The organism is Blautia sp. 1001283B150304_161114_C9 (assembly GCF_015668165.1).
Lineage (GTDB): Bacteria > Bacillota > Clostridia > Lachnospirales > Lachnospiraceae > Blautia_A > Blautia_A wexlerae.
The window spans coordinates 14,830-35,579 of sequence record NZ_JADPGO010000001.1 but is presented as its reverse complement, the minus strand read 5'-3'; the positions used below and the strand labels follow the sequence as shown (position 1 = coordinate 35,579).

The 20,750-nt window shown below is 40.6% G+C and carries 17 protein-coding genes; 15 read left to right on the top strand and 2 right to left on the bottom strand.

All coding sequences use genetic code 11. From position 1 onward, the window contains the following. From mmsB to I4V44_RS00085, 12 genes are all read left to right on the top strand, one after another. Positions 1–1,173, top strand: a complete 1,173-nt coding sequence (gene mmsB / locus I4V44_RS00140) for a multiple monosaccharide ABC transporter permease (protein ID WP_118758737.1) — start codon at positions 1–3, stop codon at positions 1,171–1,173. A gap of 479 nt (positions 1,174–1,652) precedes the next feature. Further along, a complete protein-coding gene (locus I4V44_RS00135) occupies positions 1,653–2,375 on the top strand; it encodes a phosphatase (protein ID WP_118758736.1) in 723 nt (240 codons plus the stop codon). A gap of 237 nt (positions 2,376–2,612) precedes the next feature. Beyond that, positions 2,613–2,918, top strand: a complete 306-nt coding sequence (locus tag I4V44_RS00130; RefSeq protein WP_008706557.1) for a YerC/YecD family TrpR-related protein — start codon at positions 2,613–2,615, stop codon at positions 2,916–2,918. A 396-nt stretch (positions 2,919–3,314) separates the two neighbouring features. Continuing rightward, a complete protein-coding gene (locus I4V44_RS00125; RefSeq protein WP_196002115.1) occupies positions 3,315–6,497 on the top strand; it encodes a glycoside hydrolase family 2 TIM barrel-domain containing protein in 3,183 nt (1,060 codons plus the stop codon). Between the two features lie 164 nt (positions 6,498–6,661). Further along, positions 6,662–8,794 carry a type I restriction endonuclease subunit R gene (locus tag I4V44_RS00120; RefSeq protein WP_207666110.1) on the top strand — a complete coding sequence of 711 codons (2,133 nt, stop codon included), beginning with the start codon at positions 6,662–6,664 and terminating at the stop codon, positions 8,792–8,794. 18 nt (positions 8,795–8,812) lie between these two features. Beyond that, positions 8,813–9,859: a TIR domain-containing protein gene (locus tag I4V44_RS00115; protein WP_243102213.1), complete on the top strand. Its 1,047-nt coding sequence runs from the start codon at positions 8,813–8,815 to the stop codon at positions 9,857–9,859. A 306-nt stretch (positions 9,860–10,165) separates the two neighbouring features. Continuing rightward, entirely contained in the window at positions 10,166–10,618 is a 453-nt protein-coding gene (locus I4V44_RS00110; protein ID WP_118758734.1) for a DUF4869 domain-containing protein, read from the top strand. Further along, positions 10,590–11,009 (top strand): ATPase, encoded by a 420-nt coding sequence (locus tag I4V44_RS00105; protein WP_226852626.1) that lies wholly within the window; start codon positions 10,590–10,592, stop codon positions 11,007–11,009. Before I4V44_RS00110 ends, I4V44_RS00105 begins: the two co-directional genes overlap by 29 nt. Position 11,010: 1 nt before the next feature. Next, the gene (locus I4V44_RS00100; protein ID WP_118339232.1) at positions 11,011–11,688 is read left to right on the top strand and encodes a hypothetical protein; all 678 of its coding nucleotides are present in this window, start codon (positions 11,011–11,013) and stop codon (positions 11,686–11,688) included. 58 nt (positions 11,689–11,746) lie between these two features. Then, entirely contained in the window at positions 11,747–12,742 is a 996-nt protein-coding gene (gene mgrA / locus I4V44_RS00095; RefSeq protein WP_055149566.1) for an L-glyceraldehyde 3-phosphate reductase, read from the top strand. Between the two features lie 52 nt (positions 12,743–12,794). After that, positions 12,795–13,706: an AraC family transcriptional regulator gene (locus I4V44_RS00090; RefSeq protein WP_178688113.1), complete on the top strand. Its 912-nt coding sequence runs from the start codon at positions 12,795–12,797 to the stop codon at positions 13,704–13,706. Positions 13,707–13,880: 174 nt separating this feature from the next. Continuing rightward, positions 13,881–16,103 (top strand): alpha-galactosidase, encoded by a 2,223-nt coding sequence (locus I4V44_RS00085; protein ID WP_196002114.1) that lies wholly within the window; start codon positions 13,881–13,883, stop codon positions 16,101–16,103. 83 nt (positions 16,104–16,186) lie between these two features. Here I4V44_RS00085 and I4V44_RS00080 read toward each other — a convergent pair whose 3' ends face one another. After that, positions 16,187–17,092, bottom strand: coding sequence for an AraC family transcriptional regulator (locus I4V44_RS00080; protein ID WP_196002113.1), 906 nt, complete (start codon positions 17,090–17,092; stop codon positions 16,187–16,189). 243 nt (positions 17,093–17,335) lie between these two features. Here I4V44_RS00080 and I4V44_RS00075 point away from each other — a divergent pair, with 243 nt between their 5' ends. The 3 genes from I4V44_RS00075 (at position 17,336) to I4V44_RS00065 (ending at position 20,497) form a co-directional block, all read left to right on the top strand. Next, a complete protein-coding gene (locus I4V44_RS00075) occupies positions 17,336–18,601 on the top strand; it encodes an ABC transporter substrate-binding protein (RefSeq protein ID WP_055059362.1) in 1,266 nt (421 codons plus the stop codon). A 165-nt stretch (positions 18,602–18,766) separates the two neighbouring features. Beyond that, positions 18,767–19,660 carry a carbohydrate ABC transporter permease gene (locus tag I4V44_RS00070; protein WP_020993601.1) on the top strand — a complete coding sequence of 298 codons (894 nt, stop codon included), beginning with the start codon at positions 18,767–18,769 and terminating at the stop codon, positions 19,658–19,660. Between the two features lie 12 nt (positions 19,661–19,672). Next, positions 19,673–20,497 carry a carbohydrate ABC transporter permease gene (locus I4V44_RS00065; protein ID WP_008706570.1) on the top strand — a complete coding sequence of 275 codons (825 nt, stop codon included), beginning with the start codon at positions 19,673–19,675 and terminating at the stop codon, positions 20,495–20,497. Positions 20,498–20,570: 73 nt separating this feature from the next. Here the strand turns inward: I4V44_RS00065 and I4V44_RS18440 are convergent, their stop codons facing one another. Then, on the bottom strand, positions 20,571–20,684 hold the full coding sequence (locus tag I4V44_RS18440) for a DUF6783 domain-containing protein (RefSeq protein ID WP_370793401.1): 114 nt from the start codon (positions 20,682–20,684) through the stop codon (positions 20,571–20,573). Positions 20,685–20,750: the final 66 nt, after the last annotated feature.

The following is a 20,750-nucleotide window of genomic DNA, read 5'->3' as shown; positions in this document are numbered from 1 at the left end:
ATGGAAAAAAAGATTAGTTTTTCAGAGATGTTAAAGAAATATACCATGGTGCTTGTTCTTGTTCTGGTAGTCATCATGTTTGCTGTAAATACAAATGGGGTTATGCTTCTTCCTCAGAATGTGAATAACCTTGTAGCCCAGAATGCGTATGTATTTATCCTTGCAACAGGTATGTTGTTCTGTATTCTGACTGGTGGTAATATTGACCTTTCTGTTGGTTCTGTTGTATGTTTTGTAGCAGCAGTTGGCGGTAAGATGATGGTTCTCAACAGTATGAACCCATATCTTACAATGCTGGTTATGTTGCTTACAGGTATTGCCATCGGTGCATGGCAGGGATTCTGGATTGCCTATGTAAGAATCCCACCGTTTATTGTAACTCTGGCTGGTATGCTTGCGTTCCGTGGTCTTTCAAACGTAGTTTTACAAGGACAGACACTGGCACCAATGCCTGATTCTTACCTGGCACTGTTTAACAATTATATTCCGGATCCATTTGGGAAAGAGGGATTTAATCTTATCTGTTTTGTAGTTGGTATTATTGTCTGTATTGTATATGTGTTACTTGTTCTGAAGAATCGTGCAGATCGTGTGAAGAAAGGGTACAGTGTAGATGCTTTTGGTGGTGTTGCAGTTAAGATGATTCTGATCTGTGTAGTTGTTCTTGCTTTTATGTTCCGTCTGGCTCAGTATAAAGGTATTCCGAATTCTCTGATCTGGGTAGCTGTAATTATTGCAATCTATACATATATTGCCTCCAAGACAACTACAGGACGTTATTTCTATGCAGTTGGCGGTAATGAGAAGGCTACAAAGCTTTCCGGTATTAATACAAATAAGGTTTATTTCCTTGCTTATCTGAATATGGGTCTTCTGGCTGCTATTGCAGGTATGGTTACTATGGCTCGTCTGAATTCTGCCAATCCTCAGGCTGGTACAAACTTTGAGATGGATGCTATCGGTGCTTGTTTTATTGGTGGTGCTTCTGCTTATGGCGGAACCGGTACAGTTCCGGGGGTTATCATTGGTGCATTGCTGATGGGTGTTCTGAACTTAGGTATGAGTATCATGGGTATTGACCAGAACCTGCAGAAGGTTGTTAAAGGTCTGGTTCTGCTGGCAGCGGTTATCTTTGATGTTGTTAGTAAGAGAAAATCTTTTATCGTAAAATAAAAATTGTATATTCATTCTTAAATGGAAATTTTTTGCAGGGCTTGCAGGGTGCAGGCCCTGTTTTTTTACCGAATCAAGTAAGTCTCCTGCTTTAATTGCGAATATCTGTTTGACTTGACAGGGGACGCGCAGAAAAATAGTGTGTTTGATGTGCGGTTTCGGCATCTAAGATATTCTAAGGCCAAGAAAATCTGCTAAAGGCATGAGCCGGCTTCTCAAACTCGCTCCGTCGCAGACTCCGCTCAGACAGTGATGCAGCCGGCTCATAACGCAGATTTTTTTGACCTAAGAATATCTAAGATACCTGCAAATGCACATCAAACACACTATTTTTCTGCGCTGGCTGCTGGCGATTTTTGGGGTGTTGGATTGAGTAAAAATGGACGATAAAAATGGGTGGACGGAAAATTTGCTTGTGGAGGTAGAAGGATGGTCGTATAATGAGGGGGAATATTGTACGAAGTGAGGAGTGGGTTGTTATGAGATATAGTTCTGTGTTGGATTTGCATACACATACTTTGGTGAGTGGTCATGCATATTGTTCTCTGAGGGAGATGGCGAAAGCGGCCGCAGATAAGGGACTGGAGGTTCTGGGGATTACGGAGCATGCGCCTGCTATGCCGGGGACCTGTCATAAGTATTATTTTGAGAATCTGAAAATTGTGCCCAGGGAGATGTATGGGATTCAGTTGCTTCTGGGGTCTGAGGTGAATATTCTGGATGCACAGGGGACTGTGGATCTGGCGCAGCGGACGTTGGAGAGGATGGATGTGGTGATCGCCAGTCTGCATATGCCATGCATGAAGCCGGGATCTAAGCTGGAGAATACAGAAAGCTATCTGAATGTGATGAAGAATCCTTATGTAAATATTATCGGGCATCCGGATGATGGGAGATATGAAATCGATTATGAGGCACTGGTTCAGGGTGCGAAGGAATATGGGAAGGTTCTGGAACTGAATAATCATTCTATGGATCCGGACTGTAACCGGCAGAATGCTGTGGAAAATGATACTGTGATGTTGGAACTGTGTAAGAAATATCAGGTTCCGGTGGTGATGGACAGTGATGCTCATTTTGATCTTCTGATCGGGGAGTTTGATCGGGCGAGAGATCTGCTGGAAAAACTGGATTTTCCGGAAGAGCTGGTTCTTAATCGGTCTGTGGATGCAATAAGGAAGTATGTGAATCGTAAATTCTGATAAACTGAGAAGCAGTTATTTGGTGTAGAGCTGCGTCACAAAGAGGATGATTTTATCTGCCTTACTCTTCGAAAGAGGTTTTTGTGAGAAAATAAAAAAATCTGTAATTTCTTTTAGGTTAAAGGCTTGCTTCCTATAATTTAACGTGGTAAAATATCACTGTTAGAAATATAACACGGACATTTTAAAGACAAATGTCCGTCCAGTGAAGTACAGAGTTCTAAAAGGAGCATGAAAATGAGTAAAAAAATCAGAACAGAGGCTGTAGATCAGCTTTTTGAAGCGATTTTATGTCTGAAGGATAAAGAAGAGTGTTATACTTTCTTTGAAGATGTATGCACGATCAATGAACTTCTTTCCTTATCACAGCGTTTTGAGGTTGCCAAGATGCTGATGGACAAGAGAACCTATCTTGATATTTCGGAGAAAACCGGAGCTTCCACAGCAACGATCAGTCGTGTGAATCGTTCATTGAATTATGGAAATGACGGATATGAGATGGTTTTTTCAAGAATGGCAGAGAAGGAAACTAAAGGGGAATAAGATAGCGGAAGGCTGAATAAATGCAGTGCTATTGTGGGGCAGGTGAAGATCACCTGCCTTTTTGTATAGGGAGTTTTCGGATAAAAGAGAAGTCCGATTATTCCTCTTCTGGGAGAGTGTTGTGCAGGCTGAGAAAATGCTGCGAAGGATCAATCTATAAAAGTCGAAAATGAATATTATATAGTCAAATATGCAAACTATGCGGATTGGTATAATGTTATAATTTTGCTTATGAAAGATAACTGGCTGTTGGCAATATCGTATAAGATATTTTTATGAAAAAAGTCATATATAAAGTATTTTGCTGGAAGTATTTTACAAATGCATGGCGAAATGTAATATTGCAGGCAGAGAGAAAAGTTATAAAACAACAAATCATGAGGAGAACATAAGAGTATGAAGGCATTTGATTATTTACTGGTAAAAGATCCACAGTATTTCTGCGATAACCGAATGGAAGCTCATTCAGATCATGTATATTATAGAGATGGGAATGAAATGCAGACTGCTGTGCAGGATGGGACGGAAACTTCTTTTCGCTATAGTCTGAACGGTTTATGGAAGTTTCATTATGCGCGCAATTACAAAAGTGCAGTTCAGGGATTTGAGAAAGAGGACTACTGCTGTTATGACTGGGATGACATTCATGTACCTGCACATATCCAGATGGAAGGATATGATGCACCCCAGTATGCTAATGTCCAGTATCCATGGGAAGGACATGAGGAAATTTATCCGGGTCAGATACCGGAGAGATTTAATCCGGTTGCAAGCTATGTGAAATATTTTACAGTGCCGGAACATATGAAGGGAAAGAGGTTGTTTATTTCTTTCCAGGGAGCAGAGAGCGGACTTGCACTGTGGCTGAACGGAGCCTTTGTTGGCTACAGTGAGGATTCTTTCACCCCATCTGAATTTGAACTGACAGATTATCTTAAAGATGGACAGAATAAGCTGGCAGCACAGGTGTTCAAATGGACCTCCAGCAGTTGGTGCGAAGATCAGGACTTCTTCCGTTTCTCCGGAATTTACAGAGATGTGTATCTTTATACAGTTCCGGATACCCATGCATATGATCTCCAGATCCGTGCAATCCCGGAAGAGAATCTGGATGTAGCAGATCTTGAAATTAAGGTAAAGACATGGGGAAAGGGAAGCATTGTTTTCAGACTTGAGAAAGATGGAGAATGTGTGCTGGAAGAGAAAAAATCTCTTACAGAAGCTGAAAATGAAGAAGCAAATGCAGAGCCATTTTATATTCAGAAAACAAATAGCAGCAAGACTGTACAGAACAGTTTTGCATGGAAAATCAATAATCCAAAATTATGGAGTGCAGAAGATCCGCAGCTCTATGATCTTACAATTGAACTTTATGACGAAGCAGGAAATATTCAGGAAGTGATTCCTCAGAAGGTTGGATTCCGCCGTTTCGAGATGAAGGACGGCATTATGACTCTGAACGGAAAGCGTATCGTGTTTAAGGGCGTAAACCGTCATGAATTCAGTTCTGTCAGCGGCAGACATGTATCAGAGGAAGAACTCCGCAAGGATCTTCGCATTATGAAGCAGAATAATATCAATGCCATTCGTACCTGTCATTATCCGGATACATCACTGATCTATCAGCTTTGTGATGAATATGGTATTTATATGATCGATGAGACAAACCTGGAATCCCATGGTTCCTGGGATGTGGCGGAATTTACAAAGGATTATACTCATGTTGTTCCTCACAACAAACCGGAATGGCTGGATATGATGCTTGACCGTGCCAACTCCATGTATCAGAGAGACAAGAATCATCCGGCAATCCTGATCTGGTCCTGTGGAAATGAATCTTTTGGCGGAAAAGATATCTATGAAATGTCTCTGCTTTTCCGTAAGAATGATCCTACCCGTCTGGTACATTATGAAGGACTTTTCCATGACCGCAGTTATAATGATACCAGTGATATGGAAAGTCAGATGTATCCGTCTGTAGAAGCAATCAAAGAGTTTCTGGCAAAGGATGACAGCAAACCGTTTATCTGCTGTGAGTATACACATGCCATGGGAAATTCCTGCGGTGCTATGCACAAATATACAGACCTGACAGATACAGAACCCAAATATCAGGGCGGATTTATCTGGGATTACATTGACCAGTCTATTTATAAGAAAGACCGCTATGGAAAAGAGTTCCAGGCATACGGCGGCGATTTCGGAGAACGCCCTACAGACTATAATTTCAGTGGTAACGGAATCGCATATGGCGGTGACAGAGAGCCATCTCCAAAGATGCAGGAAGTGAAATTCAATTATCAGAATATTACAGCAGAGGTGACAGCTGATACAGTAAAAGTGATTAACAAGAATCTATTTGTAAACACAAATACTTTTGACTGTAAGGTAACACTTGCAAAGAATGGAAAAGTGATTCGTACAGAAGCATTGGAAACAGCAGTTGAGCCATTGAGTGAGGAAGAATATAAACAGCCTTTTGAAAAGGCTGAGGCAGCCGGAGAATATACAATTACTGTTTCCTTCCATCTGAAAGAGGAAGAGATATGGGCACCTGCAGGCCATGAGATTGCGTTTGGACAGTATGTATATCAGGTGAAAGAGGATGTTCCGGATGGAAAATCAGATTCAGCAGAAACAGCGATTACAGCGGAAAAAGATGTATGTGTATCAGATGCGTTTGTAAAGAAGCCACAGATCATCCGAAGCACACACAACATTGGTGTCCGCGGCGAGCACTTTGAAGTAATGTTCTCCGTCCTCAATGGTGGTCTGGTTTCTTACAAATATGCGGGCAAAGAGATGATCGAGGCAATCCCGAAACCAAACTTCTGGCGTGCACCAACAGATAATGACTGTGGGAATCTTATGCAGATGCGCTACGCACAGTGGAAAATTGCCAGCATGTATTTAAGCCACAAAGAATACAGAAAAGGTGCATATGGCCCATCCAATTTACCACAGGCAGAAGAAACAGACCACTCTGTAAAAGTAACATTTACCTATCTGATGCCAACCACACCAGCCAGTGAGTGTCAGCTCACCTACGAAGTATTCGGCGATGGAAAAGTGAAGACAACTTTAACTTATGATCCTGTAAAAGAACTTGGTGATATGCCGGAATTTGGGGTGATTTTCAAATTCAATGCAGATTACGACAATGTTCAGTGGTATGGACTGGGCGAAGCTGAAACCTATGCAGACCGAAAAAAAGGTGCAAAACTGGGCATTTATCAGAACAAAGTTGTGGACAACATGGCAAGATACATGGTACCGCAGGAATGTGGAGCAAAAGAGGAAGTACGCTGGGCGAAGGTTACAGACCGCAAGGGCAGAGGAATGTACTTTGAAATGGATGGAGAATCAATGATGTTCTCTGCACTCCCATACACTCCACATGAGATGGAAAATGCCATGCATCCATATGAACTCCCACAGATTCATTACACAGTAGTACGTGTAGCCAAAGGCCAGATGGGAATCGGCGGCGACGACAGCTGGGGAGCATATACCCATCCGGAATATCTGCTGAATGCAGACGGAAAGATGGAATTCTCCTTTAGCTTTAAAGGAATTTAATATAGTTTATTTATTTTGAAAAGGGGCTGTCGGAAAGGTAAGTTCCGTAAGGGATTAACTGTGGCTTGAAAAATTCGGCATAGTCGTGAAATATCGGCTATGCCGTTTTTTTATTGTTCGGTATTTGAATATTCTCAATAAAGTTAAAAACGATTTTCAGCTTCTTGGTATCACGTGACCATAGTTTTTCGTTCTGGTATAAGGCTTTTATCTTCACGCTGATTTATAAGTTCGGATACGATAAGACAGAGAAATATCCGGTGCTTTCTGCACGTGACGATATTATTGTCCTTGTTGATGAAGCACATAGAACACAGTATAAGGATTTGGCAGAAAACATGAGAACTGCACTTCCGAATGCTAACTTTGTTGCATTCACAGGAACACCTCTTCTTGGTACAAAACATCTTACAAATCAGTGGTTTGGAGATTATGTATCAGAGTATAATTTTAAACAGTCTGTTGAAGACGGATCTACAGTGCCTTTATTCTATTCTAGACGAGTTCCGGAAGTTGGACTTGAGAATGATTTCCTTGACGATGACGTTGTGGACATTATTGAAGAAGAAAAACTTAACGAGGATGAAACTCGTCTCTTAGAGAATGCATCATCGCGTATCTTTGAAGTTATCAAGAGAGAAGACCGCTTAGATAAAGTGGCACAGGATATTGCCTACCACTTCCCAAGACGAGGATTCCTTGGAAAAGGTATGGTTGTATCTGTCGACAAATACACTGCTGTCAAAATGTATGACAAGGTTCAGCATTACTGGGCTATAGAAAAGCAAAATATCATGAAAGAGCGAAACACGGCTTCTACCAAAGAAGAGCGTGATCAGCTCACTCGCATTCTTGCTTATATGAACAAGGTTGAAATGGCTGTTATTATTTCAGAGGAAAATGATGAAGAAACCAAGTTTGCTAAGCAAGGATTAAAGATATCTGAGCATCGTGCAAAGATGAAAGAAATCACGCCGAACGGCAGAGATATTGAGGATAGATTCAAAGATCCTGATGACTCACTGCAACTTGTTTTCGTTTGTGCAATGTGGCTGACAGGATTTGATGTAAAGAACTTATCTACACTTTATCTTGATAAGCCAATGAAGGGACACACGCTGATGCAGGCGATTGCTCGTGCCAACAGAGTATATCCGGGAAAACCTGCCGGAATCATCGTGGATTATGTAAATGTATTCAAGTACATGAAAAAAGCATTGACTGAATATGCGACTGGAGATGATGGTACAGAGTTCCCGGCAAAGGATATTGACCAATTAATAAGCTATATCGATGGCACAATCGATGAAGCAGATTCTTTCTTGTTGTCTCTTGATATTGATTTGAAAAAGATAATCGCTGATTCAAATACTCTCGATAAACTGGATGCATTAAGAAGTGCCTATGATACTATCGTTGCAAAAGATGACGACAAAGAAAAATTCAAGGTTATCCTTAATACGTTGACAAATCTCTATGAAGCATCAAAGCCGGAAATCTTTGAGAAGAATTGGAGCAACGATAAGTTTGCACCACTTGTGTATTTGCATGGCCTTTTCTACCACACTATCGATGATGAAAAAGTAGCTCGTGCAAGACAGAAAATGAACCAAATTCTAGATGGTAGTGTTACCGCAAGTCAAGATTTCGTTAATTATGTGCGCGAGGAACCTGCACAGTACATGAGTAAAGGCACAAAAGTCATCGACCTTTCTAAGGTTGATGTTGAGCAATTGAGAAAAGAAATCAAGGTAGCTAAATACAAGGCGATTGAAATTAACAATTTGAAGGAATATATCGAGCAAGCACTGGAACAGATGCTTAACAAAAACTGCACAAGAACCAAGTTCTCAGAAAGGTTCAAGCGTATTATTGATTCTTACAACGCAGGCGGCACTGAAAACGAGGATTATTATGAGCAGCTTTTAAAACTCCTTGAAGAGCTTCGTCAGGAAGATAATCGTGCAAATACCAAAGGTCTTACGGAAGAAGAACTTGAGATTTACGATTTGCTGATTGTCGGAAAGAAATTAACACAGGATGAAGATCGAAAAGTAAAACTTTCTGCTAAAAACCTTTATAAGAAATTAGTGGATAATCGTAGTAGCCTTCTAGTGGTAGATTGGTACAAGGACGAGCAGCCACGTGCCAAGCTTAAATACGAGGTAGAATTATCATTGAATGATGATCTGCCTGAAAGTTATGATAAAGCAGCATTTGATTCTAAGGTATCTCTGCTCATGAACCACTTTGTGGATATGGCAGTTCAGGGATATGGTTGGATCGGAGCTGCATAAGGAGGGAAGCTAGTTTACATGAGGTTATCAAAACAAATATTAGAAGAAATTAAGAAAGATATAAATGCTTGTGACGCTTTTTCTACTACTGAGGGCTCAGAAGATTTCTATTCTGAGCTTGTTGCTAAATACTCAACGATTGATGATAAATTCTTGGTCAATCTTTCTACGAATGGAAAAGCCGTTGCTGTAGGGCAACCATTTGATTACAGACCTGAATTGAAGGCAATATCTCAAAAATTGAGAATGATACTTTTGCTAAATAAAGAAGAGACTGAAAATCCGAACAAAAGAAAAGTCGAACAATTCCTAGAGAGAAGTAAAAGAATCAAGGCTGAGGAATATCACCCAGCTGGGGATGGGTTTGCAATATCTTATGTATCAGGACCAAAATATAATGCTTGGATGAGTGAAATTAGTATTTTTAATGAACGACATCTTAAAGACCATCCGCTTCATCAAAGTATTGACTCCACGTATTTTCATAGAGCCAATAGACCGTCATCTTTTGATGATATGGTTGGGTATCTTGAAGCCTTGCTTTTAGATAATGAATACTGGGATGAACCAATTTCATCTGATTATAAATTTAAAGAAATAGAGGTGAACCAAGAAATGAGTAATAAAGTATTTATTGTACATGGGCACGATACATCTGCAAAAGAATCTATGGCTAGAACTTTGGAAAAAGCTGGTTTTGAAGCAATTATACTTCACGAACAAGCAGATGCTGGAATGACAATAATTGAGAAAATCGAAAAATACACAGATGTTTCATTTGCTGTTGTACTATATACAGAATGTAATCTGGGGCGCGCAAAGGAACTGAACGAATCTGAAAACAAATATAGAGCACGTCAAAATGTTGTGTTTGAGCACGGATACTTAATTGGCAAACTTGGCAGAGGTAATGTTTGCGCTTTAGTAAAGGGAAATGTTGAAACTCCTGGCGATATTTCAGGTGTTGTGTATATTCCTATGGATGAAAATGGTGCATGGAAAATGCAATTATGTAAAAATATGCAAGCAGCTGGATTAACAGTTGATGCAAATAAAATGATATAAAAAACGACCACACCGGAGTTAATCAATACTCTAGTATGGTCATTTTGTTCTTGCGTTCCGTTTGAAGGCTCCGATAACAATTGATTTTGGTTAATCCCTATCGGAGCTCTTCAAATGAACAGTAACACTTTAGCTATTATACTATTATAGATAAATAGACAACAAAAAATGATATTTATAACATTGAAAATGTGATATGATATACAAGTAAATTTTGATTTATAATGCAGGGCGAAAACGTGGGTATTATAGTGGTCCAACGATTCTCAAAAGTCGGCGATCGACAATGAAAAGGAGTAACATTAAATGATAGATATATATACAAATAAGATTAATTCAAAAGACTGGATACTTCAAAACGACCTGTACTTTAATCTGAACACAGGTAATGAAGAAATGTCACAAAAAGAAATGGATTTAATCTGGCAAATAGATGAGGCAAAGCTGACTCCGGACAAGCATATAGAAACAAAATATGGATTGGGTACAATACGTAATTTATCATCAGGCTGCAAGACACTGATAAATATTGTAAAACACCCTGATAAGGTGGTAAGTGTCGAGGAATGTGGTCCGAATGTGTTAAGGATCATTTTTACTATGGAAAATATAAAGATTTATATGTCAAGACCGACACTTTTTGATATCCCGGACAATGCAAAAATCCGATTTAATAATTCTGATATAGTTATCGGCGGGAGAGGCTATAATGCCTGGTGGAGTAAGGAGTATGAAAGGAGAGAAGCAGATGATTTATAAGAACATTACTTTTAAAGCAGATCCATTTTCATACGATTTGGAATTTGAGGATAGAATTACTCTTGTTGGCGGAGACAGCGGCACCGGTAAAACAGTCCTTTATGAAATGCTGGAAGATATAAGACTAACAGACGAATACAAGGCTATAAAATTATTTAACTATAAATCAGATGATTTTTTAAAAGCAATAAAACAGTGCCGGGATAGTTTCATTGTGGTAGATAATGCAGATTACTTGATTAATGATGATATCAGGAGATTCATTAATTTTGAGTTCTCAAATCAGTATATGCTTTTTCTGCGAAATTGTGACGGACTCAATGTATCTGATAAAAGTTTTAAGGTGCTGAAGTTTGATAACAACAGAATAACGCTGGAAGAGGAGCTGTGATATGAGATATTTATGGACGGAGGATACTGGTGCAGGGCTTCACTTCTGGAAATTAGTTAACAAGTTTTTCTTTGATAATGAGCTTGTAGTCGAAAGTAAAGGAAGCAATCAGGGATTACTGGATGCGGTAATAGACTTGGACATTAAAGATGACGATAAATATTACGTTGCATTTGATTATGTGGTTGATAATCAGGATATTCGTAACAAGTATCGTATGTTGAAATCAATAACAGATAAGTCGGAAGGAAAAATTGTAATTCTGGATATGATTTGTTTTGAATATCTGATTCTTGCATTTGACAAGCTAATAGCATGGACAGGCACCGGAAAGACAGATAAAATCAAAATTCGTGAAGAAGTCTTGGCAGCAGTTGAGAATCATAGAATCAATTTATCAAAGATTGATGACGAGAAGACATTGCAGTATATAGCAGGTTTTAAAAGATATTCTACAGAACGAGTGATGAAGTCATTGGCAGGCGAATTTACACAAAATGAAAAGTGGTCTGTTAAAGGGACTCTTATGGGTGAATGCTGGTATAAGAATTGCTGTGTGTCGGAGCATCCAGATAGTCTTAGATGTGGTAAGCCTGAGATTGAGGATGGGGATGAGAAGATGAGGATGCTGATACAGTCTGAGAAGGTGCAAAATGTGATTTGCAAAGTTGCAGATTAGAGTAGGATTTAATAAAAGTGAAGATTTGAAAACTGTACGAAAAGGGAGGAATTATCTTATGTATCAGGCAGATGAAAAACGTTATGAAACTATGAAATACCACCGCTGTGGTGCCAGTGGGCTGATGTTGCCGGAGTTGTCTCTGGGTTTATGGCATAATTTCGGGGATACCGGTGTTTATGAGAATATGAAGCAGATGTGCTTTACGGCATTTGACAATGGGATTACTCATTTTGACCTTGCAAACAACTATGGTCCACAGCCCGGAAGTGCGGAGGAAAATTTTGGAAAAATCCTGAGAGAGGAATTTTCTGCATACAGAGATGAGCTGATCGTCAGCACAAAGGCAGGCTATGATATGTGGCCGGGACCTTATGGAAACTGGGGAAGCCGTAAGTATCTGATCGCCAGTCTTGACCAGAGCCTGAAACGCCTTGGTCTGGATTATGTAGATATCTTTTATCATCATAGAATGGATCCGGAGACGCCTCTGGAGGAGACCATGGAGGCTCTTGCACAAATTGTCAGAAGCGGAAAGGCATTGTATGTTGGAATCTCCAACTATGATGGTGAGACAATGAAACGCGCTGCAGATATTCTGGAAGAACTGCATTGTCCGTTTATCATTAATCAGAACAGATATAATATCTTTAACCGTACCATCGAGACAAATGGCCTGAAACAGGCTGCAGCAGAGAGGAAAAAGGGAATTATTGCATTTAGCCCGTTATCCCAGGGAATGCTTACTGACCGTTATTTGAACGGAATTCCGAAGGACAGCCGTGTTAACACAGACGGACGTTTTCTCCATGCAGATCAGTTCAGCGAGGAACGTCTTAACAGTATCCGCAGTCTGAATGCAATTGCAGCAGAAAGAGGCGAAAGCCTTGCTCAGATGGCACTGAAATGGATTCTCCGTGATGGAATTGTAACCAGTGTGCTTATAGGAGCATCCCGTCCACAGCAGATTCTTGAGAATCTGAAAGTGCTGGACAGTGCATCCTTCAGTGAAGAGGAATTAAAGAAGATAGATGAGTGTTCGCTGGCCTTATGATATAGCCGGAAGTTAATGGTTGTTTATAAAACAGGAGAGCAGACTATATATTATGGAAGATTCATATGTCTTACAATTACAGGAACCAAAATTCAGAGAATTTTATCTAAGCTACAGCGGCTACGCACAATGCGGGCCGCTGCATTGCTATGGCCCGGCATCCCGTCCACATTATCTGATCCATTTTGTAGTGAAAGGAAAAGGAATGTATCAGGTGTCCGGACAAAAACATTATCTCACTGCCGGACAGGGGTTTCTGATCGAGCCGGGTACACAGACTTTCTATCAGGCAGATAAAGATGATCCCTGGAGTTATCTTTGGATCGGAGTAGGCGGCACCAATGCAGGAAAATATATTCGAGATATCGGATTAAACAGCGAGCAGTTGATCTTCCGTTCGGAAAGTGGAGAAGAGTTAAAGAAAATTGTGCTGGATATTCTGAAACATACAGAAAGTACCACTTCAAATCTGTATTATCTGCAGGGACGATTATATGATTTCTTTTCAGTTCTTACAAAAGATGTGGTGATTGATACTTATCTGGGCAACACAAAAGAAAAGAAATATGGAAAAGAAAACGGGTATGGAGAATATATCAAAGAAGCCATGGCATTTATAAAAAATGAATATGCCTGTGGAATCGGAGTGCAGGAACTGGCAGAGCATTTAAATGTTAACCGCAGTTATCTGTACACAATCTTCATGAATGAACTTCACATCTCACCAAAGGACTTTCTGCAGAAATACCGTATTACAAGGGCAAGAGAATTGCTGGTTCTTACGGAACTGTCTGTAGAATCAATTGGAAAATCCTGTGGCTATGGAAATGCAGAACGATTTGCCAGGGCATTCAAACATGAAGCAGGACTGACACCAACTCAGTTTCGCAGGCAGGACAGAAGTAAAAACCGAAGAAACCTGGAAGTGTCAGAGGATGGGCTGGAACAGCTGATCAACAGTTAACATTTTGAAGGTTCAGACAAACATAATGCCATAACGCCTCAGAATAACTTTCTCTATAATAATGTATATGATATCAGCACAGCCGCGGAGCAATCCGTGATATCAAGTTAGGGTCAAAAAACCTTTTGCCCCTAACTTCATGTATATTGAATTTATTATAGAAAGGGGACAGTTATGAGTATTATTTTTCATGAAAGTTCAAACACATTCCATTTATACAACAGTGACATCAGTTATATTATGTGTGTGCTTCCAAATGGACATCTTGGAAATCTCTATTTTGGGAAAAGAATCCATGACAGAGAAGATTTTTCATATCTTCTTGAGATGAAGCAGCGACCAATGACAGCCTGTGTTTATGAGGAAAACCGCAAATTTTCGCTGGAGCATCTGAAACTGGAATATCCGGTGTATGGTAGTTCTGATTACCGTTATCCGGCAATGGAAATCCTTCAGGAAAACGGCAGCAGGATTTCTGATTTTACTTATGTAAGTTATACAATTGCAGCTGGAAAACCAAAACTTCAGGGACTTCCGGCTACTTATACTGAGAAAGACGAAGAAGCCCAGACCTTATGTATAAAACTGAAAGATGAAGTAACAGGAATTGTACTGGAATTGCTTTATACTATTTTTGCACAAGGGGGAATCATCACCAGAAGTGCCAGATTTACAAACGAGGGTACATCATCAGTACATCTGTTAAATGCAATGAGCCTCAGCCTTGATCTGCCGGACAAGGATTATGTGTGGATGCAGTTTTCCGGCGCATGGTCCAGAGAACGTCATGTGAAAGAACGCAGATTAGAGCAGGGAATCCAGTCTGTGGGAAGCATCAGAGGAAATTCCTCTCATGAACATAATCCCTTTATTGTACTCCGACGTCCGTCAGCAACAGAAAACGCAGGAGAAGTGATGGGATTCAGCCTGATCTACAGCGGAAATCACAGAATGCAGGCAGAGGTGGATACTCATGATACAACCCGTATCACTGCAGGGATCAATCCGCAGAATTTTGACTGGAAGCTGGACTGTGGTGAGAGCTTTCAGACTCCGGAAGCAGTAGTAGTATTTTCTGATAAGGGTCTGAATGGAATGAGCCAGACCTTCCATAAATTATATCAGAAGAGACTGGCAAGAGGTTACTGGAGAGACCGTCCCAGACCAATCCTTAACAATAACTGGGAAGCTACTTATTTTGATTTTACAGAGGACCGTCTGGTAGAAATCGCAGCAAAGGCAAAGGAATGCGGTGTTGAATTATTTGTACTGGATGACGGATGGTTCGGTGCACGAAGCAACGATTATGCAGGACTTGGTGACTGGGTGGCAAACAGAGAGCGTCTTCCCCAGGGAATCAAGGGAATCGCAGACAGGATTGAAGAGATGGGTATGAAATTTGGTCTGTGGTTTGAGCCGGAGATGGTGAACAAGGATTCAGATCTTTATCGTGTACATCCGGACTGGATTCTGCAGACACCGCAGAGGCATTCCTGTCATGGCAGAAACCAGTATGTGTTGGACTTTTCCAGAAAAGAAGTAGTGGACTGTATTTATGAGATGATGTATAAAATTCTCTCAGAAGCGAAGGTTTCCTACATCAAATGGGATATGAACAGAAGTATCACGGAATGTTATTCGGCTGCACTTCCTGCAGACCGTCAGGGAGAAGTATTTCACAGATATATTCTCGGAGTTTATGATCTGTATGAGCGGTTAAATACTGCATTTTCGCAGATCCTCTTTGAGTCCTGCGCAAGCGGCGGCGGGCGTTTTGACCCGGGAATCCTTTATTATGCGCCACAGGGATGGACCAGTGATGATACAGATGCGGCAGAGCGTGTGAAAATCCAGTACGGCACAAGCATGTGTTATCCGGTAAGCTCCATGGGAAGTCATGTTTCTGTAGTACCAAACCATCAGTTAAACCGCAAAACTCCGCTACATACAAGAGCAAATGTAGCTTATTTTGGAACTTTCGGATATGAGCTGGATCTGAATAAACTGTCTGATGAGGAAATCAGTGAAGTAAAACAGCAGATTACCTTTATGAAAGAATACAGAGAACTGATCCAGTTTGGAACTTTTTACAGACTGAAGAGTCCTTTTGAGGGCAATGAAACTGTGTGGATGACAGTCAGCGAGGACAAAAAAACAGCGCTGGTATTCTGGTACAGGGAAAGAAATGTAGTAAACGCAGATTTTACCAGAGTGCGGCTTCAGGGACTGGATCCGGATCTTATCTACAGAAATGAGTATAATGAAACAGAAAACTACGGGGATGAGCTGATGAATCTGGGACTGCTCACTACAGACTGTACAGCAGGTGAACCTACAAGTGAAGACGAACCATGCACAGACTATGAGTCCAGAATTTATGTTTTAACTGCAAAATAATAACCGAATCAGGTAAGCTCCTTATGGAGGTTGCGAAAAGCAATAGATAGAAATAAAAAATCAACAAAAAGCAGGCAGAACGATCACACGGGATCGTCTACCTGCTTTTCGTTAAATTTATCCATCATTTCTTTATGAGTCTTATAATTCTTCGGACTCATTCCAAACTTCTTCTTAAAAGCTTTTGAAAAAACAAGTTGGTCTTCATAGCCCACATTATTAGCAATCTCTTTAACAGACAGACTGGTGCTGACCAGAAGACTGGCTGCTTTATGCATCTTATAATCAATGAGGAAGGTCTGTGCGGACATTCCAAGCTCTTTCTGAAAGGAACTGTTCAGATAGGCACGGCTGATTCCGATATTATCTGCAATATCAGAAATCCCGATTCCCTTTTGATACATATCTTTAATATATTCAATGGCAAGCTCCACGTAAACACTGGTGCTGTAAGCATATTTGATATTTTTTTTGTTCTGTGCAGACTGTTTTTCATGAAAGTCGGCAAGCTCGGCTAACAACAGGATCAGATAAGCCTGGCGCTTTAGATCATTGGCTCTGGAAAGCTGCTTATGATTCAGCATATAATCAATATGTTTCAGGATTATTTTCTGATCCGGTGCAGGAAGCACTAATTGATTTTTGGAAAATCCACATTCTTTTACCATCGAATGAGCTCGGATTCCGCGAAAACCAATCCAGGCATAAGTCCAGGGATTGATTTCGTCTGAACCATATGTGATAGGTTCATTTGGATAAATTACAAACATCTGTCCGGGAGTAAGGCTCCAGGTCTGACCTCCGGCAGAATAGAATCCGGTACCGTTCAGCACAAAATGGATGATGAACTCATCTCTTGGCATGGAACAGATATGTCCGGGCGGGCAGTGTTCTTTGCCCGTATGGATCAGACTGATATCAAGGGAGCCCTCTTTCAGGTTTTCAAGACAGCGGAAAGTAGCGCTGTCCGTATATTTTACATTTGGCATTTGCGCAATTCCTTTTTCTATTTTCTTTGACTGCAGATATTGTTGATATAAAGACATAAGGACTGATATCATGCAAATACGCATAAATTCAAGCCTTAGTTGACATTTTACCATAAATTCAGCGTTTTTTCCATAACGATTATGACATAAATTCATTTCATTAGTCCATTTAAAAAAATAGACAAAAACGTATAATAAGAATCACAAGGAACACGTCGAAACGACGAATAAAGGAGGATGTATATGAGAAAAAACATGAAAAAACTCACAGTCGCAACAGTGATCGGTGCTATGACAGTTACTGCACTTGCACCAGTAAGCGCACAGGCGAAAGACAAAACTCTGACAGTTGCAATCTGGGATAACGGACAGAAAGCCGGACTTCAGGAAATCATGGATGAGTTTACAAAAGAGACCGGAATCAAAACTGAACTTCAGGTAGTAGAGTGGAGCAGCTACTGGACACTTCTTGAAGCAGGTGCATCAGGCGGAGACATGCCGGACGTATTCTGGATGCATTCCAATGAAGCTGTAAGATATATGTCCAATGATATCTTACTTGATCTGACTGACAAGATTGCAGACAGCGACAAACTGGAAATGGACAAATTCCCGGAAGATATCAAAGAAATGTATCAGTGGGACGGAAAAACATACGCAGTACCGAAGGACATCGATACAATTGCTATGTGGTACAACAAAGATATGTTTGATGAAGCAGGAATCGACTATCCGGACGGAAGCTGGACATGGGATGAATTCTATGATATTGCAGAGAAACTTACAAAAGAAGACGGAAGCCAGTATGGTTTCGCAGCAAACCCATCTAACGAGCAGGATACATGGATGAATATTGTTTACTCCATGGGCGGATGTGTACTGACAGATGACAACAAATCCGGTTTTGATGATCCTAATACCATCAAGGCAATGGAATTTGTTGACAAATGCGTTAAAAATGTAATGCCTCCTGCATCTACAATGTCCGAAACAGGTACAGACGTACTCTTCGGATCTGGTAAAGTAGCTATGATCTCTCAGGGATCCTGGATGGTATCTGCTTTCAAAGACAACGATTATATCAAAGAACACTGTGATGTGGCAAGACTTCCGAAAGATGCTGAAACAGGAGAGAGCGTATCTCTTTACAATGGTCTTGGATGGGCAGCATCTGCAAACACAGATATGCCGGACGAAGCTTTCCAGCTTATTGAGTGGTTCGGTTCCAAAGATATGCAGCAGAAACAGGCTGACCTTGGTGTAACAATGGCAGCTTACGAAGGAATATCCGATGGATGGGTTAACAGTGTTGACTGCTTCAACTTACAGCCATACATGGATGCAATGGATAACATCGTATTCAGGCCACATACAAATGCAACACTTGCATGGTGGAACCCAATGTGCGAAGAACTGAAGAAACCATGGAATGATGAAGAAAGCATGGATGATGCATGCAAGAATATCGTTACTATTATGAACGATGCCATCGCAGAAGAGTCCTATTAATTAATATTCAACAAAACCATTCATAAAAAATAAGAAACAGAAAAGCTGCCGCAGAAAAGATTCCGATCATGTGATAACCGCAGAAGTCACAACAGATATGCAGATGTGCGGCAGTTTTCCGTTCAAATCAGCAACAGAATTTTACGATAAGAAGGAGTGAGAGCCGTGGCAAATCCAAAAAAAGGTACCAGTCAGGCGCGGAATGAATTCATCTGGGGATGGGCGTTCATTCTTCCTACAATGCTTGGTCTGATCATCTTAAATATCTATCCGATTTTTAAGACCATTTATGAGAGCTTTTTCAAGACCGGAGATTTCGGTAAGGGAAATATCTTCATTGGTTTTGACAACTACGTAAAGCTGTTCCACGATGCGGAAGTATGGCAGGCATTATTAAATACATTTAAATATGCCATTGTGGAAGTTCCGTTTTCCATTGCCATTGCACTTGTACTGGCAGTTTTATTAAACCGTAAAATGAAAGGCCGTGCTGTTTACAGAACTATTTTCTTCCTGCCTATGGTTGCTGCTCCGGCTGCGATCGCCATGGTATGGAGATGGCTGTTTAACTCAGAGTTTGGTCTTCTCAATCACATTTTTCATACAAAGATTAACTGGATTTCTGATCCGAAGATTGCAGTCTATGCGATCGCAGTGATCGGTGTATGGTCCATCATTGGCTACAATATGGTTCTTTTCCTGTCAGGTCTGCAGGAAATCCCAAGAGATTATTATGAAGCAGCAAGCATTGACGGAGCAACCGGAATCAAACAGTTCTTCCACATTACAATCCCGCTGCTTTCACCGACCATCTTCTTTGTAATGGTTACCCGTGTCATCGGTGCCATGCAGGTATTCGACCTGATCTTCATGGTTATGGACAGAAACAGTCCTGCACTTTACAAAACACAGTCACTTGTTTACCTGTTCTACCAGAATTCCTTTGTACAGAATAACAAAGGTTATGGTTCAACAATCGTCGTACTTCTTCTGGTTGTAATTATGATTATGACAGTATTCCAGAATATTGCGCAGAAGAAGTGGGTTCATTATAACTAAGGAGGGATAATTATGTCAGCAAGAGATAAAGCAAACAGAGTTCTGATCCATGTTATCCTGATACTGGTATCTATTACCATGCTGGTTCCTTTCTTATGGATGATCCTGACAGCTTTCAAAACTATGACAGAGGCAACCTCTGTCAACCCGTTCGTAATCCTCCCGTCTACATGGAGATGGGACAGTTTTAGAGAAGTAAGCGCAAATATGGATTTCTTACATCTGTATATCAATACCTTACTTCTGATCCTGGGTCGTGTTGTATGTGCGGTTCTGACAGCAACACTGGCAGGCTATGCATTTGGACGTCTGAACTTCAGGGGGAAAAACCTGATGTTCTCTCTGGTCCTTTTCCAGATGATGGTTCCTGGACAGATTTTCATTATCCCACAGTACTTAATGGTAAGCAAAATGGGAATGCTCAATACCATTTTTGCCCTGGTATTTCCCGGTATTGTTACTGCATTTGGTACATTCCTCCTCAAACAGGCTTATATGGGACTTCCAAAAGATCTGGAAGAGGCTGCACGTCTTGACGGATGTAACATCGGTCAGACCTTCCTGTTCATCATGGCTCCTCTGACACGTTCTTCCATGGTGGCACTGGGAATCTTCACAGCAGTATTTGCATACAAAGATCTGATGTGGCCTTTGATCTGTAACAAAGATGTAATGCCTCTGTCAGCAGCACTTGCAAAAATGCAGGGACAGTACACCAACAATTATCCGCAGCTGATGGCAGCATCTCTGCTTGCATGTATCCCGATGATCGTACTGTATCTGATTTTCCAGAAACAGTTCATCGAAGGTATTGCAACATCCGGTGGTAAGCTGTAAAATAAATATTAAGTAAAAGTTCAGGTGTTCAGACAGAGTTTTCTCTTGATCTGAGCAGCACAGGCAGGCTTTGTTATAAAATCAGACCAGAGATTGTAGCAGGGCTTGCCTGAAACTGGATTTGATAATATTTAGAGTGTGTCTGAAAAATGCTTTCCTCAAGATGCGCGTCACAATTTGTGGGAATGTTTTTTTAACATGCTCTAGAGAAAGAAAACTGAAATATAAAATAAAAAAAGATAAATGAAAGGAA

Bases quoted from the DNA above. Each gene is read 5' to 3' on its own strand.
- mmsB (WP_118758737.1), top strand. From the start codon at position 1: ATGGAAAAAAAGATTAGTTTTTCAGAGATGTTAAAGAAATATACCATG.
- I4V44_RS00135 (WP_118758736.1), top strand. From the start codon at position 1,653: ATGAGATATAGTTCTGTGTTGGATTTGCATACACATACTTTGGTGAGT.
- I4V44_RS00130 (WP_008706557.1), top strand. From the start codon at position 2,613: ATGAGTAAAAAAATCAGAACAGAGGCTGTAGATCAGCTTTTTGAAGCG.
- I4V44_RS00125 (WP_196002115.1), top strand. From the start codon at position 3,315: ATGAAGGCATTTGATTATTTACTGGTAAAAGATCCACAGTATTTCTGC.
- I4V44_RS00115 (WP_243102213.1), top strand. From the start codon at position 8,813: ATGAGGTTATCAAAACAAATATTAGAAGAAATTAAGAAAGATATAAAT.
- I4V44_RS00110 (WP_118758734.1), top strand. From the start codon at position 10,166: ATGATAGATATATATACAAATAAGATTAATTCAAAAGACTGGATACTT.
- I4V44_RS00105 (WP_226852626.1), top strand. From the start codon at position 10,590: ATGAAAGGAGAGAAGCAGATGATTTATAAGAACATTACTTTTAAAGCA.
- I4V44_RS00100 (WP_118339232.1), top strand. From the start codon at position 11,011: ATGAGATATTTATGGACGGAGGATACTGGTGCAGGGCTTCACTTCTGG.
- mgrA (WP_055149566.1), top strand. From the start codon at position 11,747: ATGTATCAGGCAGATGAAAAACGTTATGAAACTATGAAATACCACCGC.
- I4V44_RS00090 (WP_178688113.1), top strand. From the start codon at position 12,795: ATGGAAGATTCATATGTCTTACAATTACAGGAACCAAAATTCAGAGAA.
- I4V44_RS00085 (WP_196002114.1), top strand. From the start codon at position 13,881: ATGAGTATTATTTTTCATGAAAGTTCAAACACATTCCATTTATACAAC.
- I4V44_RS00080 (WP_196002113.1), bottom strand. From the start codon at position 17,092: ATGCCAAATGTAAAATATACGGACAGCGCTACTTTCCGCTGTCTTGAA.
- I4V44_RS00075 (WP_055059362.1), top strand. From the start codon at position 17,336: ATGAGAAAAAACATGAAAAAACTCACAGTCGCAACAGTGATCGGTGCT.
- I4V44_RS00065 (WP_008706570.1), top strand. From the start codon at position 19,673: ATGTCAGCAAGAGATAAAGCAAACAGAGTTCTGATCCATGTTATCCTG.